This is a genomic window from Streptomyces sp. NPDC003011 (assembly GCF_053591515.1).
The window spans coordinates 19,307-33,744 of record NZ_JBSFTY010000048.1; the positions used below are offsets into that span (position 1 = coordinate 19,307).

Genomic DNA, 14,438 nt, shown 5'->3' on the forward strand with positions numbered 1-14,438 from the left:
TGAGCGGACGGCGTCGGCAGAAGCCGCGGCCGTCCCGCGTGGTCCGGCACTCGCCCGGGTGCGCCGTGCCGAGTACGATCCGGCCAACACGCGCACGAGCTGGGAGGGGACGGACGTTGGGGCGGCTGACCGGCGGGGATCCCTCGCTGCTGCGAAGGATCAACTCCGCGGTGGTGCTGCACGCGCTGCGTGCCACGGACTGCGCGACGCTGACCGAGATCACCCGGGTGACGGGGCTCTCCCGGCCGACGGTCGAAGGGGTCGTCGAGGGGCTCATCGAGGTGGGGTACGTCGTCGAGAAGGCGGCCGACGAGAGCGTCGTGCGACGTCAGGGGCGGCCCGCGCGACGGTTCCGGTTCCGGGCCGAGGCCGGTCATCTGCTGGGCCTGGAGATCGGGGCGCACCGCGTCGCCGCGCTCCTGTCCGACCTGGACGGCCGGATCATCGGCGCGCAGGCCAAGGACGTCGACGAGACCGCGTCGCCGGACGAGCGGCTGGAGCGGCTGCGTACCGCGGTGGCCGATCTGCTGCGCCGGGCCGGCGTCGCCCGCGGCTCCCTGCGCGCGGTGGGCGTCGGGACACCGGGGATCGTCGAGGCCGACGGCACGGTCCGGCTGGGCACCGCGCTGCCCGAGTGGACGGGGCTGCGCCTGGGTGAACGGCTGAGCCGCTCCTTCAAGTGCCCGGTCCTGGTGGAGAACGACGCCAACGCCGCCGCGGTGGCCGAGCACTGGAAGGGCTCCGCGACCGAGTCCGACGACGTGGTCTTCGTCCTGGCCGGGTTGAGTCCGGGCGCCGGTGCGCTGATCGGCGGGCGGCTGCACCGGGGGTACGGCGGCGCCGCCGGGGAGATCGGCGCGCTGCATCTGCTGGGCCGGGAGGCGACTCCGGAGACGCTGCTGTCCACCACGGACGAGCCCCTGCACCCGCTCGACGAGCAGGCGGTCGCGAAGGTCTTCGCGCAGGCCCTTGAGGGCGACCAGCGGGCCCGTGCCGCCGTGGACCGCTTCATCCAGCGGCTGGTGCACGACGTGGCCGCGCTGGTGCTGGCCCTGGATCCCGAGCTGGTCGTGATCGGCGGCTGGGCGGCCGGCCTGGACGGCGTACTGGAGCCCCTGCGACGGGAGTTGGAGCGCTACTGCCTGCGCCCTCCGAAGGTCGCCCTGTCGCTGCTGGGCGAGGCTGCCGTGGCGACCGGCGCGCTGCGGCTGGCCCTCGACCATGTGGAGGAGCAGCTGTTCGCGGTGGAGGGCACGGTGACGGCCCGGCGCTGACGGGTGCCGGGCCGACGGGGACTGCCGGCGCCGGTACCGGCACCGCGGTTCCCGTTCCGGCATTGAGGCCCCCACGAGACCCGTCCCGGTCCCGGACACGGCCGCGCGCCCGGGGATCCCGGTCCCCGGGGCGTCGACGCGGTGGCGGTGCGGTGTTCAGGACGCCCGGCGCTCCGGGTCCTGGTGGATCTCCACGCCGCCGGGGTCCCCGAAGGTCAGCCGGCAGGTGTCCGCCCGGTAGGTGGCGACGGAGAGCGCGGCGGTGCGGCCGCCGGCGAGGTAGCGGGTGGTGACGACGAGGACGGGCGCCCCGGGGAGCCGGTCCAGCTGCTTGGCGTCGTCGGCGCGGGCGGACCCGAGTTCGACGGCGCTCTCCTGGCCGTCCAGCTCCAGCCGCTGGAGCTCGCGCAGCACGGCACGCGCGCGTGCGGCTCCGGACGGCGCGTCGATGGCGGACAGCTCGGGCACCGCCGGCTCCGCGATGTAGAGCAACTCGGCGGCGACGGGCTGGCCGTGGGTCGTGCGCGAACGGCGGACCGTGTGCACGGGCTGGTCGTCCCCGGTCTGCAGAGCGGCGGCGACGGCCGCGGGCGGCACCTCCAGGGTGCAGTCGACGGGCTGCCAGACGTCCCCGGCCCCACCCGGCCAGTCGTGCTGCTCCGTGCCGACGGCCACGCCCACGCGCGGCGGGGCGACGGTCGTCCCGACACCGCGGCGGCGCTGGAGCCTGCCCTCCAGTTCGAGCTGTTCCAGCGCCTGGCGGAGCGTGGCGCGGGCGACGCCGAAGCGGGCGGCGAGGTCGCGCTCGTTGGGCAGGATCTCACCCACGGAGAATTCGGAGTCCAGTGCCTCAGTGAGCACGGTCTTGAGCTGCCAGTACTTCGGTTCCGGCACCGTTTCCAGCTGCGTGGTCCCCACCCTGTCCTCCGCAATCGCCGTGGTCCGGCGGCGTTTTCACGCCCTTGTTTATTAAAGGTTGTTTCACTTGTCTGCGACCATAGGACGGCCCCCACCCTTGGTCAAGACCAATCGAGGCGGTTCGGGACGGTCCGGGCGCCCAGGGTCTCAGCCGGAGGCCAGGGACAGCAGCTTGTCGGGGTTGCGGATGATGTATACGGCTTGAATCCGTCCGTCCAGGACGTCCAACTGGAAGACCGCGTCGGGCTCGGCGCCGGACAGGGCGAGGATCGCGGGGCCGCCGTTGAGCTCCAGGAAGCGGAAGGACAGGTCGGGGACACCCTTGCGGGCGGCGCCGAGCAGGAAGCGGCCCACCTTGTCGGCCGTCTCCAGGACCCGCAGCGGCGCCTTGGCCTTGCCGCCGCTGTCGCCGACGAGGCGGACGTCCGGGGCGAGCAGCGCCATCAGGCCCTCCAGGTCGCCACCCCCGGCCGCGGCCAGGAACCGTTCGGTGAGATCGCGGCGCTGGGCGGGGTCGACCTGGTAGCGGGGCCGCCGCTCCTCGACGTGCCGGCGCGCCCGCCCGGCCAGCTGGCGCACGGCGGGCTCACCCCGGTCGAGCATCGCGGCGATCTCGGCGTACGGGTAGCCGAAGGCCTCCCGCAGGACGAACACCGCGCGCTCCAGCGGTGACAGCGACTCCAGGACGACGAGGACGGCGAGGGAGACGGTGTCGGCGAGCACCGCCCGTTCCGCGGTGTCGGGCACGGTGTCCCCGAAGTCGGTGACGTACGGCTCGGGCAGCCACGGGCCGACGTACGTCTCGCCGCGCGCCTTGACCTGGCGCAGCCGGTCGACGGCGAGGCGGGTGGTGACGCGCACCAGGTAGGCGCGCGGCTCGCGCACCTCGCCGCGGTCGGCGCCCGACCAGCGCAGCCAGGCCTCCTGCACGACGTCCTCGGCGTCGGCCACCCGGCCGAGCATGCGGTAGGCGACGCCCAGCAGGACGCGGCGGTGCGTTTCGAAGACGTCGGTCACGGTGTCGGCGGTCACGGCTCCATCCCAGCCGAGCGGCGCGGCCGTGTCCAGGCGATCGGCGGTGGGCCCCGTTGGGGGCTACCCGCCGGTATTAATTGCTGACAAGCTGTCTACCCCGTGTCCGTCTGTGAGTCCGCCAGTCCGCCGAGGAGCATCCCCATGTCCGTCACCCTCTCCTTCGACGTGCCCTCTCCCAGGGGCCCTCAGCCCGTCACCGTCTCCTACACGCGCGCGGGCAGCGGTGCTCCCCTGCTCCTGCTGCACGGGATCGGGCACCACCGGCAGGCCTGGGACCCGGTGGTGGACATCCTCGCGGCCGAGCGCGACGTGATCAGCGTGGACCTGCCCGGATTCGGGGTCTCCCCCGGCCTGCCGGACGGCCTGACCTACGACCTGGCCACGACCACCGCGGTGTTCGGCGCCTTCTGCGAGGCGCTGGAACTCGACCGGCCGCATGTGGCGGGCAACTCGCTCGGCGGACTGCTCGCCCTGGAGCTGGGCCGGGAGAAGCTCGTACGGTCGGTCACCGCGCTGTCCCCGGCCGGGTTCTGGACACTGGCCGAGCGCCGCTACGCCTTCGGCGTGCTCCTCACCATGCGGCGGATAGCCGAGCGGATGCCGCTCCCGCTGGTGGAGCGGCTGGCGCGGTCGGCGGCCGGCCGCGCCGCCCTGACGAGCACCATCTACGCCCGCCCGGGCCGCCGTTCGCCCGAGGCCGTCGTCGCCGAGACGCTGGCGCTGGCGCGGGCCACGGGCTTCACCGAGACCCTGCGGGCCGGCACCAGCGTGCAGTTCACCGAGGACGTCCCCGGCATCCCGGTCACCCTGGCCTGGGGCACGCGGGACTGGCTGCTGGTGCCGCGTCAGGGCGTCCGGGCCAAGCGGATCATTCCCCGGGCGCGGCTGGTACGGCTCCCCGGCTGCGGCCACGTCCCGATGAACGACGACCCCGCGCTCGTCGCGCGCGTCCTTCTCGACGGCAGCCGCTGAGGGGTGCCGGGCAGCGGCTCGTGCGGGTCCTGCCCGGCCGGGAACCCGAAGGGGGCCCGGCCGGGTGCGGTGCCCCCCGCAAAAGTGGAGGCGGTCCTGAACCGGCGCGTCTAGGGTCCCGTTCCATGACGTCGTCATCGACCGGTCCCGGCCACCGTCCGGCCGCCGGCTCCGGGGCCGCCGCGTGGGAGCTGCTCCTGCCCGCGGCGTCGGCGCCCGCCCGCACGCGGGGACGTGCGCTTCAGGCCGCCCTGCGTGCGGCGGTCCGCTCGGGGCGGCTCACGGCGGGCACACGGCTGCCGTCGAGCCGGGACCTCGCGGCCGACCTCGGCGTGTCGCGGGGGCTGGTCACGGAGGCGTACGAGCAGTTGACGGCGGAGGGGTATCTGCGCAGCGGCCGCGGGGCCGGGACCTGGGTGGGCGACGCCGTGCGGGCCGCGCGTCCCCGCGCGCGTGATCTCGCCCCGCGCTCCCCCGGCGCCCGCGCCGACTTCGTTCCCGGGACCCCGGATCTGTCGCTGTTCCCGCGCGCCGCGTGGGCCGCGGCGCAGCGCGGTGTGCTGGCCGAAGTGGCGCACCAGGAACTCGGCTACCCCGACCCGCGCGGGCTGCCCCGGCTGCGCACGGCGCTGGCCGGACTCCTCGCGCGGCGCCGGGGCGTGGTCGCCGACCCGGAGCGGATCGTGGTCGTCGCCGGAGTGACCCAGGCGACCGCGCTGCTCGGTTTCGTCCTGCGCGCGCGGGGGGTGCGTTCCGTCGGTGTCGAGGACCCCGGAAGCCCCCAGCACGCCGAGCTGTACGCGGCGGCCGGTGTCACCACGGTGCCCGTGCCCCTGGACGGCGAGGGGCTCGTCGTGGAGCGGCTGCGCGCCTCGGGCGTACGGGCCGTGGTGACGACCCCCGCCCACCAGTTCCCCACCGGGGTCGCCTACTCCGCGCGGCGCCGCGCCGACCTGCTCGCCTGGGCACGGTCCGTGGACGGCCTCGTCCTGGAGGACGACTACGACGGCGACTTCCGCTACGACCGTGCCCCCGTCGGCGCGTTGCAGGGGCTCGACCCGGACCACGTGGCCTACACGGGTTCGGTCAGCAAGTCCCTCGCACCGGGGCTGCGGCTGGGCTGGCTGCTGGTCCCGGACTCGCTCGTCGAGGAGGTCGTCGTCCGCAAGCGGACCCTGGACCTCGGGCATCCCTCGCTGGACCAGGCGCTGTTCGCACGGTTCGTGGAACGCGGCGACTACGACCGCCAGTTGCGCCGCTGCCAGCGCGCCTACCGGGAACGGCGGGACGCCCTCGTCGCCGCTCTGGAGGAGCACTTCCCCGGCACGGAGGTGTCCGGGATCGCCGCGGGGCTGCACGTCATCGCCGCGCTTCCGGAGCGTTACGGCCCACAGGAGCGGTTCCTCACGGACCTGGCGGCTGCCGGGGTGACCGTACGCCCGCTGTCGGACTGCCGGCACGCGCGTGCCGAGGCCGACGGCAAGGGCGAGGTCCGCCTGGTCCTCGGGTACGCGCACCTGTCGCCCGCGCGGATCCGGGACGGCGTACGGATGATGGCCGCGGCGGTCGCCCCCTGACGCGCGTGACGGTCACATGGGGGGCGGCGCCCGGCGGGTGCGCCCCCGGCCTGCCCGGCGGGCCCCCGTCACCGGACCGCCTCGCACACGGGTTCCCTCGTTGTCGCGGTCAGTTGTTCACCTGTGGTTTCCGTGGGCGCTGTGACGTCCCCGTAGTTGTGGCACTGCACACTGGCCGGATCCCGTCCCCGGAGGCGTCTCCATGTCCCACCGTCCGCTCCCCGGCCGCCGCAGTGTTCTGCGCGGCTCCCTGGCCGCCTCGGCGGCCCTGACCCTGCCCGGCGCGCTCGGCGCGGCGCCGGCCTTCGCCCTGTCCGGACGCCCGAAGGCCGGCTGGGGCGTGCAGACGGGCGACGTGAGCACCGACTCCGGACTGGTGTGGGTGCGGTCCGACCGGCCGGCCCGGATGATCGTCGAGACGTCCGCGACGGAGTCGTTCCGCGACCCGCGCAGATGGCACGGCCCGCTGCTCGGCAAGGACACCGACTTCACCGGTACGACACGGCTGCGCGGGCTGCCGTCGGGCGAGCAGATCCACTACCGCGTCCTGCTCGCCGACCCCGACGACCCGCGCCGCACCGGCGAGCCGGTCACCGGGACCTTCCGTACCGCGTCCGCCAGGCGGCGTGCCGGCGTGCGGTTCGTCTGGTCCGGTGACCTGGCCGGACAGGGCTGGGGCATCAACCCGGACCTCGGCGGCTACCGCATCTACGACGCGATGGCAGAGCTCGACCCGGACTTCTTCCTGTGCAGCGGCGACAACATCTACGCCGACGGCCCGATCAGCGCGACCGCCGCCCTCCCCGACGGCAGCACCTGGCGGAACATCACCACCGAGGAGAAGTCCAAGGTCGCCGAGACCCTGGCCGAGTTCCGCGGCAACTTCAGATACAACCTGCTGGACGACAACCTGAGGCGGTTCAACGCCCAGGTGCCGTCCATCATCCAGTGGGACGACCACGAGGTCACCAACAACTGGTACCCGGGCGAGATCCTCGGCGACGCCCGGTACACGGAGAAGCGGGTCGACGTCCTCGCCGCCCGCGCCCGGCAGGCGTTCTCGGAGTACTTCCCGGTCTCGACACTGCGCCGCCCCGGCGGCCGGGTCCACCGGGTGCAGCACCACGGCCCGCTGCTGGACGTCTTCGTCCTGGACATGCGCACCTACCGCAACGCGAACTCGACGGACGACCAGATCGCCGACGCGCAGGGCATCCTCGGCCGCGAGCAGCTGGAGTGGCTCAAGCGCGAGCTGGCCCGCTCCCGCGCGGTGTGGAAGGTGATCGCCTCCGACATGCCGATCGGCCTGGTCGTCCCGGACACCGGCGACGGCAAGCCCCACATCGAGGCCGTCGCGCAGGGCGACCCGGGCGCGCCGCTCGGCCGGGAGCTGCAGATCGCCGAACTGCTGCGGTTCGTCAAGCACCGGCGGATCACCGGCACGGTGTGGCTGACGGCCGACGTCCACTACACCTCCGCCCAGCACTACGACCCGTCGCGGGCCGCGTTCAAGGACTTCGCGCCGTTCTGGGAGTTCGTCTCGGGGCCGCTGAACGCGGGCGCCTTCCCGGCCAACACGCTGGACGGCACCTTCGGCCCGGACCGGGTCTTCGTCAAGGCGCCCACCGTGGCCAACGTCTCGCCCGCCGGCGGCTACCAGTTCTTCGGCGAGGTCGACATCGACGGCGACAGCGGGGACATGACCGTGCGGCTGCGGGAGCAGGACGGCACCGTACTGTTCACGCAGATGTTGCGGCCGGGCCGGGTCGGCCAGTGACTCCGTACTGCCGAGGGGCCGCCGCGCACCGGCGTCATCTCCTGGTGCGCGGCGCTCTGGCGCCTCTTTCCGGTCCGCGCCGCGTCAGCGCTGATCCCAAAGGGGACAGAACGATGCTTTACCGATCAGTCACAGAGAGTTCGTGATCACGCAACACCGTTCCTTCACAGTGGCTGCATGACTCGAAAAATGTCGGTCGCGACACGCACCAAGGACGGCCGCCCCGTGCACCACTGGCGGCGCGACGTCATCGAACTCGCCGCCCTGTTCACGGCCGTCGCGGTGGCGGACGCCGTGGCGAACCTGGTCGGCCACGGTCCCGACGGTCCGGCGCTGCTGGTGGTCTCGGCGGTCCTGCTGATCGCCACGGCGTCCTTCCACACATGGTGGGCACGCCACCACGGTCACGCCCCGCCGTCCGGTGATACCGGTGCCCGGCCGCTGCCCGAGGAGCGGCCGGCCGGGCCGTCCGACCAGTCCGCCGCGGAGCCGGTGGCCGGGGAGAGCACCCTGTGGCGGATGCGGACGACGGTGCGGGACACGCCGGGCTCGCTGGCCACCCTGTGCACGGCCCTCGCCGGGGAGCGGGTCGACATCCTGAGCCTGCAGACACATCCGCTGGCCGACGGCACGGTGGACGAGTTCCTGCTGCGCGCTCCCGCCGCACTCGCGGGCTCCGAGCTCACCCGGGCGGTCGCGCTGGCCGGCGGTACCGACACCTGGATCGAGCGGGCGGACGCCCACGATCTGGTGGACGCGCCGACCCGGATCCTCGGCCTGGCCACCCGTACGGCACTGGACGCGGCCGAACTTCCGCTGGCACTGCGGCAGTTGCTGGGCCGGTGCACCATCCGTTCGCTGCCCGCCAAGCCGGTGGCCAAAAGCGGCCTCAGTCCGCAGGCCGTGCCGGTGGAGGGGGTGCTGGAGGACACCGTGATGCGGCTGCGGGCGCCGGAAGGCGGAGTGATCACCGTGGAGCGGCCGTATCTGCCGTTCACCCCGACCGAGTTCGCGCGGGCGCGGGCCCTGGTGGAGCTGGACGCGCGGCTCGGTCCCCGGGTGCCGCACGCCCAGGACGTGCTGACGCTGCCCGAGGGCAACGCGATCACCGTGCGCCGGGCCGGCATCGGTGACCTGGATGCCGCCAAGGCGATGCACGAGCGGTGCTCGGCGCGGACGCTCGGGATGCGTTACCACGGGCCGGTCGGTGACGCCGACCGCTATCTGAACCACCTGCTCAGCCCGCGTTTCGGCCGGACCCTCACGGTGCAGGCCGCCTCCGGGCGCATCGTCGGACTCGGCCACCTGCTGTGGGACGGGGACGAGACGGAGGTCGCGCTGCTCGTCGAGGACGCCTGGCAGCGGCGTGGCGTCGGCGCGGAACTCCTCGGCCGGCTGGTGGCGATGGCGGTCGAGGCCGGCTGCGCGAGTGTGTACGCGGTGACGCAGTCGTCCAACACCGGCATGGTCGCCGCGATGCGGGGCCTGGGGCTCCCCCTCGACTACCAGATCGAGGAGGGCACCCTGGTGATCACGGCCCGCCTGGACACGGCCCCGGTCGGCGCGCAGGCGGCGCACGGGCACCGGCAGGAGCGGGAGTTCGACGAGGAGGTCGTGCGGGACTAGCGGGAGGATCGTGCGGGACTAGCGAGAGGGGCGGGATCGGCGGACCGGCGAGAGGGGCGGAAAGGGCGGGCGGGTAAGGGCGCGTGGGTTAGGGCGGGAAGAGCCGGTCAGCGGGACGGGCAGGCGCTCGTGTCGGCTCGGGGAACGGTTCGGCGAACGGGGCCGGGCCGTTCGCCGAGCGCCCGGTCCAGGTCCCGCCACAGGTCCTCGACGTCCTCCAGCCCCACCGACAGCCGCAGCAGCCGGTCGCTCACCCCGGCGCCCCGTCGGTCCTCGGCGTCCACGACACGATGGCTGATCGAGGCCGGGTGCTGGAGGAGCGTGTCGACGCTGCCGAGGCTCACGGCCGGAGTGATCAGCCGGACCCCGCCGATGACCTCGTGCGGATCGCCGTCCACTTCGAAGGCGATCATCGCGCCGCCGAGGCGCGGGTAGCGGACGCGGCCGACGCGCGGGTCGGCGGCGAGGCGCCGGGACAGTTCGGCGGCGGTCGCGGACGCGGCGCGCACCCGTACCGGAAGCGTCGCCAGACCGCGCAGCAGCAGGTATCCGGCCAGCGGATGCAGGACGCCGCCGGTGGCGAAGCGGACCTGCCGCAGCCGTCCGGCGAACTCCTCGTCGCAGGCCACCACGCCCGCCATCACATCGCCGTGGCCGCCGAGGTACTTGGTGGCGCTGTGCAGCACCAGCCGCGCGCCGTGCTCCGCGGGCCGCTGGAGCACCGGGGTGGCGAACGTGTTGTCCACCAGCAGCGGCACCGAACCGCAGGCGTGGGCCACGGCACGCAGGTCCGCCTCCACGAGCGTCGGATTGGCCGGCGACTCGACCATCACCAGCCCGGTGTCCGGGCGCAGGGCGTCCGCGATCCCGGCCGGATCGGTCCAGGTCACCTCGGAGCCGAGCAGTCCGGCGGTCAGCAGGTGGTCGCTGCAGCCGTACAGGGGACGGACGGCCACGACGTGCCGCAGGCCCCGCGACGCCCGTACCAGGAGGACGGCGGTCAGCGCGGCCATCCCGCTGGCGAAGGCGACCGCGGCCTCGGTGCCCTCCAGCCGGGCCAGCGCGGTCTCGAACCGGGCGACGGTCGGGTTGCCCAGCCGGCCGTAGACCGGCGGACCGTCCGGCTCGGCGCCGGTGGCGGCGAAGGCGTCGACCCGGGCGGCCTCGCCGCGGCTGTCGGAGGACGGATAGGTGGTGGACAGGTCGATCGGCGGGGCGTGCAGGCCCTGCCGGGCGAGGTCGTCGCGGCCGGCGTGGACGGCCTCGGTGGCCAGTGCTCTGGGTGCGGTGCGCGCTGAGTCCATGGACCGAAGAATGAACATCGACCGAGTTCGCGGGGCCGAGTCCCGTGTTACGTTCGGCGTATGACCGAGTCTGTCGTACTGGATCCGGTGGACCTTCATCTGCTGCGGCTGCTGCAGAACGACGCCCGGACCACCTACCGGGATCTCGCCGCGCAGGTCGGTGTCGCGCCCTCGACCTGTCTGGACCGGGTGACCCGGCTGCGCCGCTCGGGCGTCATCCTGGGGCATCAGCTGCGGCTGGACCCGGCCAAGCTGGGGCGGGGCCTGGAGGCCCTGCTGTCCGTGCAGGTCAGGCCGCACCGGCGGGAGCTGGTGGGGCCATTCGTGGAGCGGATCCGGGCGCTGCCGGAGTCGCGGACGGTCTTCCATCTGACCGGGCCGGACGACTACCTCGTGCAGGTCGCGGTCGCCGACATGGCGGACCTTCAGCGGCTGGTCCTGGACGAGTTCACGTCCCGGCGGGAAGTGGCACGCGTGGAGACCCGGCTGATCTTCCAGCAGTGGGACTGCGGGCCGCTGCTGCCGCCTACGCCCTCGGCTCAATCCGAGTGACGTGCGGCGGCCCCTCGTACGAGGATGGACCGCATGTCAGAGACCAAGAGCCCGCTGCCCCGCGAGGTCGCCGACGCCTACGTCGACGAGCTCATCGCCCTCGACCCGGTCACCGGAACGTACCTCGGCGTGCAGGAGAGTTCACGCCGTCTGCCCGACCTCTCGCCCGCGGGCCAGGAGGCTCTCGCGGAGCTGGCACGCCGGACCCTCACGCGGCTCGACGAGGCCGAGCGGCGGCCCGGCGCGGACAGCGACATCGAGCGCCGGTGCGCCCGCCTGCTGCGCGAGCGGCTCACCGCGGAACTCGCCGTGCACGAGGCCGGCGAGGGCCTGCGCGCGGTCGGCAACATGGCCACGCCCGCCCACTCGGTGCGCGAGGTCTTCACCGTCACGCCGACCCAGACCGACGAGGACTGGGCGGCCGTCGCCGAGCGGCTGCGCGCGGTGCCGGCCGCGCTGGCGGGCTACCGCGCCTCCCTCGCGCTGGGCCTGGAACGCGAGCTGTACGCCGGACCGCGGCCGACCGCCACCTTCCTCGGCCAGCTCACCGAGTGGGCGGACACGGACGGCAAGGGCACCGGCTGGTTCGAGGACTTCGCGTCGGCGGGCCCCGGGACCCTGCGCGCGGAACTCGACGAGGCCGCCCGCGCGGCGACCGCCGCCGTGGCCGAGCTGCGGGACTGGATGCGCGAGGTGTACGCGCCGGCGGTCGAGGGCGCCCCGAACACCGTGGGCCGTGAGCGGTACGCCCGCTGGGCGCGCTACTTCAACGGCATCGACCTCGATCTGGACGAGGCGTACGCGTACGGCTGGGCGGAGTACCACCGGCTGCTCGCCGAGATGACGAAGGAGGCCGAGAAGATCCTCCCCGGCGCCGGGACGCCGTGGGTGGCGCTCGCCCACCTGGACGAGCACGGCAAGCACATCGAGGGCGTCGACGAGGTGCGGGACTGGCTCCAGGGCCTGATGGACCAGGCCATCGACGCGCTCGACGGCACCCACTTCGAACTCGCCGAGCGGGTGCGCAAGGTGGAGTCGCGCATCGCCCCGCCCGGCGGCGCGGCGGCTCCCTACTACACACCCCCGTCGGAGGACTTCTCCCGTCCGGGCCGCACCTGGCTGCCGACGATGGGCCAGACCCGCTTCCCGGTCTACGACCTGGTCTCGACCTGGTACCACGAGGGCGTCCCGGGTCATCACCTCCAGCTCGCGCAATGGGTGCACGTCGCCGGGGACCTCTCCCGCTACCAGGCCTCCGTCGGCATGGTCAGCGCCAACGCGGAGGGCTGGGCGCTGTACGCGGAGCGGCTGATGGACGAGCTGGGCTTCCTCACGGACGCGGAGCAGCGGCTCGGCTACCTCGACGCGCAGATGATGCGGGCGGCCCGGGTCATCGTCGACATCGGCATGCACCTCGAGCTGGAGATCCCGGCGGACTCCCCCTTCCATCCCGGCGAGCGCTGGACACCGGAGCTGGCGCAGGAGTTCTTCGGCGCGCACAGCAGCCGTCCGGCGGACTTCGTGGAGAGCGAGCTGACCCGCTACCTGACGATCCCGGGGCAGGCGATCGGCTACAAGCTCGGCGAGCGGGCCTGGCTGCTGGGCCGGGAGAAGGCACGCGAGCGGCACGGCGACGCCTTCGACCTCAAGGCCTGGCACATGGCGGCCCTGTCCCAGGGCTCGCTGGGCCTGGACGACCTGGTGGACGAGCTGTCCGCTCTCTGAACGACACGGCGGTCAGCGCCGGAAGCCGCCCTCCGCGTCGATGACCTGACCGGTGATCCGGCCCGCCTCGTCCGTGGCCCGCCACGCGATGAGGCGGGCGGGGTCCTCGGGCATCCGCCAGCGGCCGGCCGGCAACATCGCGGCGACGGCGTCGTACACCTCGCCGGTCAGGTGATCCGTGTCCACAGGACCGGGGTCGACCGGTGTGCGGGGTGGGCCGGCTGGGCGTGCGATGTCCGCGCCCTGGCGCCGGACCCGCGGTCACCTCACGGTCGAACGGACACGCGGAATCCGCAGACGCCCTGGGCCAGGGTCCGCGCCCTGGCACCGGGCACCGCGGCCCGCATGCGGTGGCGGCCGGGCTCACGGTGAGGCTGACGATGAGCGGTCCCCGCGGTGAGACCGGGCGCACCGTGAGCCGTGCCCGCGGTGCGCGTCACACCGAGCCGCCCCCGCCGGCGAGGCCCGCCCTCCGGCGAAACCGCCCCGCGACCGCCCTCGCTCCGGCCTCCCCCTGCGGGTCAGTTCGGCAGTCGCCGCAGCTGTACGAGGCTGAGCCAGGTCTCGGGGCCGGGCTGGACCTGGGCGGCGCGTACCGCGTAGCTGCCCGGATCCAGTGCGACCCGGACGTGGTCGGCGTGTGCGGAGTCGTGGCCCGGCCAGGCCGCGTCGAAGAGGACGACCGGTCCCGGCACGGTCCAGCGCACCTCCTCCTCCCAGTCCGCCGTGGCGAGGGCCGTCGGCACTTTGGCGAGCAGGTCGGCCTCGGAGTCGGCGGCGCCCCAGCGGACGAACGTCTCGTGGTCGGGCAGGAACGCGGTGGAGGCGGGTTCGTCCCCGAGGACCAGCGCCGCCGAGTCCCCGACCGGCAGCAGTCCGACGGTCCCCTCGACCTCGCAGGCCCGGTCGTAGTCCGAGGCCGTCTCGTCCCCGTCGGCCCCCGCCCAGAACGGCCGGACCGTCTCCGGCACCGCTATGAGCGGCCCGCCGCCCGACTCGACCCACTCCACCGCGCCCGGCTCCGCGTATCGCACCATGCGGCAGAACCTACACGCCCGCTCACTCCCGCGAACCCGGGCCTCAGCAGCCGCAGTTCTCCACGTCCACCGGAGCGGTCAGCGGGTCGGCGGTCAGCCGTTCGCGGCCCTCCCAGGTCTCGAACGCGAAACCCTCGCGCGCCCAGTACTCGAAGCCGCCGAGCATCTCCTTGACCTGGTAGCCGAGTTCGGCGAGGGCGAGCGCGGCCCGGGTCGCGCCGTTGCAGCCGGGGCCCCAGCAGTACGTCACGACCGGCACGTTCTTGTCGAGGATCCGCTCGGCCTGTGCGGGGATGAGCGCGGTGGGCAGGTGGACCGCCCCCGGCACGTGCCCCTGGTCCCAGGACTCGGCGGAGCGGGAGTCCAGGACGGCGAACCCCGGGTCTCCGTCGGCCGCGAGCGCGGCGGCGACGTCGGACACGTCGGCGTGGAAGACGAGGCTCGCGCGGAAGTGGGCGGCGGCCTCGGCGGGGGTCGCGGGGGCGACCCGCAGGACGGGATTGACGGTCGTGGTCGTGGCGCTGTTCATGGGCCGGCCCTTTCACCTGCGGTGGGAGGCGATGCGATGATGCGGCGATGGTGTGATCGCGTGATGCGATGGGATGCGCCGCGGTGGTGACCAGAAATCTACGGGCGTCGAT

Annotated in this window: 12 protein-coding genes and 1 pseudogene; 7 read left to right on the plus strand and 6 right to left on the minus strand. The window is 73.9% G+C overall.

The features are described 5' to 3' along the window. The first annotated feature begins 116 nt into the window (after positions 1-116). The gene (locus ACWD0J_RS24210; protein ID WP_451497911.1) at positions 117-1,274 is read left to right on the plus strand and encodes an ROK family protein; all 1,158 of its coding nucleotides are present in this window, start codon (positions 117-119) and stop codon (positions 1,272-1,274) included. Between the two features lie 156 nt (positions 1,275-1,430). On the opposite strand, the gene ACWD0J_RS24215 is transcribed toward ACWD0J_RS24210, so the two are convergent. Next, positions 1,431-2,192 (minus strand): GntR family transcriptional regulator, encoded by a 762-nt coding sequence (locus ACWD0J_RS24215; protein ID WP_451497912.1) that lies wholly within the window; start codon positions 2,190-2,192, stop codon positions 1,431-1,433. Positions 2,193-2,339: 147 nt separating this feature from the next. Then, positions 2,340-3,224 carry an RNA polymerase sigma-70 factor gene (locus tag ACWD0J_RS24220; protein WP_451497913.1) on the minus strand — a complete coding sequence of 295 codons (885 nt, stop codon included), beginning with the start codon at positions 3,222-3,224 and terminating at the stop codon, positions 2,340-2,342. Positions 3,225-3,368: 144 nt separating this feature from the next. Here ACWD0J_RS24220 and ACWD0J_RS24225 point away from each other — a divergent pair, with 144 nt between their 5' ends. The 4 genes from ACWD0J_RS24225 to ACWD0J_RS24240 all read left to right on the plus strand — a co-directional run bounded on the left by ACWD0J_RS24225 (position 3,369) and on the right by ACWD0J_RS24240 (position 9,179). Beyond that, positions 3,369-4,199: an alpha/beta fold hydrolase gene (locus ACWD0J_RS24225; protein WP_451497914.1), complete on the plus strand. Its 831-nt coding sequence runs from the start codon at positions 3,369-3,371 to the stop codon at positions 4,197-4,199. A gap of 125 nt (positions 4,200-4,324) precedes the next feature. Next, positions 4,325-5,776: a MocR-like pyridoxine biosynthesis transcription factor PdxR gene (gene pdxR, locus ACWD0J_RS24230; RefSeq protein WP_451497915.1), complete on the plus strand. Its 1,452-nt coding sequence runs from the start codon at positions 4,325-4,327 to the stop codon at positions 5,774-5,776. Between the two features lie 202 nt (positions 5,777-5,978). Then, complete coding sequence (locus ACWD0J_RS24235; protein WP_451497916.1) at positions 5,979-7,553, plus strand: alkaline phosphatase D family protein; 1,575 nt, start codon at positions 5,979-5,981, stop codon at positions 7,551-7,553. Between the two features lie 177 nt (positions 7,554-7,730). Continuing rightward, a complete protein-coding gene (locus ACWD0J_RS24240) occupies positions 7,731-9,179 on the plus strand; it encodes a GNAT family N-acetyltransferase (RefSeq protein WP_451497917.1) in 1,449 nt (482 codons plus the stop codon). 107 nt (positions 9,180-9,286) lie between these two features. Here the strand turns inward: ACWD0J_RS24240 and ACWD0J_RS24245 are convergent, their stop codons facing one another. Beyond that, positions 9,287-10,501 (minus strand): trans-sulfuration enzyme family protein, encoded by a 1,215-nt coding sequence (locus tag ACWD0J_RS24245; protein WP_451497918.1) that lies wholly within the window; start codon positions 10,499-10,501, stop codon positions 9,287-9,289. A gap of 42 nt (positions 10,502-10,543) precedes the next feature. On the opposite strand from ACWD0J_RS24245, the gene ACWD0J_RS24250 reads away from it, so the two are divergent. Together ACWD0J_RS24250 and ACWD0J_RS24255 are read left to right on the plus strand one after the other, a co-directional pair. After that, on the plus strand, positions 10,544-11,035 hold the full coding sequence (locus tag ACWD0J_RS24250; protein WP_451497919.1) for an Lrp/AsnC family transcriptional regulator: 492 nt from the start codon (positions 10,544-10,546) through the stop codon (positions 11,033-11,035). 33 nt (positions 11,036-11,068) lie between these two features. Then, the gene (locus ACWD0J_RS24255) at positions 11,069-12,760 is read left to right on the plus strand and encodes a DUF885 domain-containing protein (RefSeq protein ID WP_451497920.1); all 1,692 of its coding nucleotides are present in this window, start codon (positions 11,069-11,071) and stop codon (positions 12,758-12,760) included. Positions 12,761-12,772: 12 nt separating this feature from the next. On the opposite strand, the pseudogene ACWD0J_RS24260 reads toward ACWD0J_RS24255, so the two are convergent. The 3 genes and pseudogenes from ACWD0J_RS24260 to ACWD0J_RS24270 form a co-directional block, all read right to left on the minus strand. After that, positions 12,773-12,961: pseudogene (locus tag ACWD0J_RS24260) on the minus strand (SDR family oxidoreductase); the annotation flags it as partial. Positions 12,962-13,281: 320 nt separating this feature from the next. Beyond that, complete coding sequence (locus tag ACWD0J_RS24265; protein ID WP_451497921.1) at positions 13,282-13,797, minus strand: immunity 21 family protein; 516 nt, start codon at positions 13,795-13,797, stop codon at positions 13,282-13,284. Between the two features lie 43 nt (positions 13,798-13,840). After that, positions 13,841-14,326: a rhodanese-like domain-containing protein gene (locus ACWD0J_RS24270; RefSeq protein ID WP_451497922.1), complete on the minus strand. Its 486-nt coding sequence runs from the start codon at positions 14,324-14,326 to the stop codon at positions 13,841-13,843. Positions 14,327-14,438 lie beyond the last annotated feature (112 nt).

Bases quoted from the DNA above. Each gene is read 5' to 3' on its own strand.
- ACWD0J_RS24265 (WP_451497921.1), bottom strand. From the start codon at position 13,797: ATGGTGCGATACGCGGAGCCGGGCGCGGTGGAGTGGGTCGAGTCGGGC.
- pdxR (WP_451497915.1), top strand. From the start codon at position 4,325: ATGACGTCGTCATCGACCGGTCCCGGCCACCGTCCGGCCGCCGGCTCC.
- ACWD0J_RS24240 (WP_451497917.1), top strand. From the start codon at position 7,731: ATGACTCGAAAAATGTCGGTCGCGACACGCACCAAGGACGGCCGCCCC.
- ACWD0J_RS24225 (WP_451497914.1), top strand. From the start codon at position 3,369: ATGTCCGTCACCCTCTCCTTCGACGTGCCCTCTCCCAGGGGCCCTCAG.
- ACWD0J_RS24235 (WP_451497916.1), top strand. From the start codon at position 5,979: ATGTCCCACCGTCCGCTCCCCGGCCGCCGCAGTGTTCTGCGCGGCTCC.
- ACWD0J_RS24255 (WP_451497920.1), top strand. From the start codon at position 11,069: ATGTCAGAGACCAAGAGCCCGCTGCCCCGCGAGGTCGCCGACGCCTAC.
- ACWD0J_RS24245 (WP_451497918.1), bottom strand. From the start codon at position 10,501: ATGTTCATTCTTCGGTCCATGGACTCAGCGCGCACCGCACCCAGAGCA.
- ACWD0J_RS24250 (WP_451497919.1), top strand. From the start codon at position 10,544: ATGACCGAGTCTGTCGTACTGGATCCGGTGGACCTTCATCTGCTGCGG.
- ACWD0J_RS24270 (WP_451497922.1), bottom strand. From the start codon at position 14,326: ATGAACAGCGCCACGACCACGACCGTCAATCCCGTCCTGCGGGTCGCC.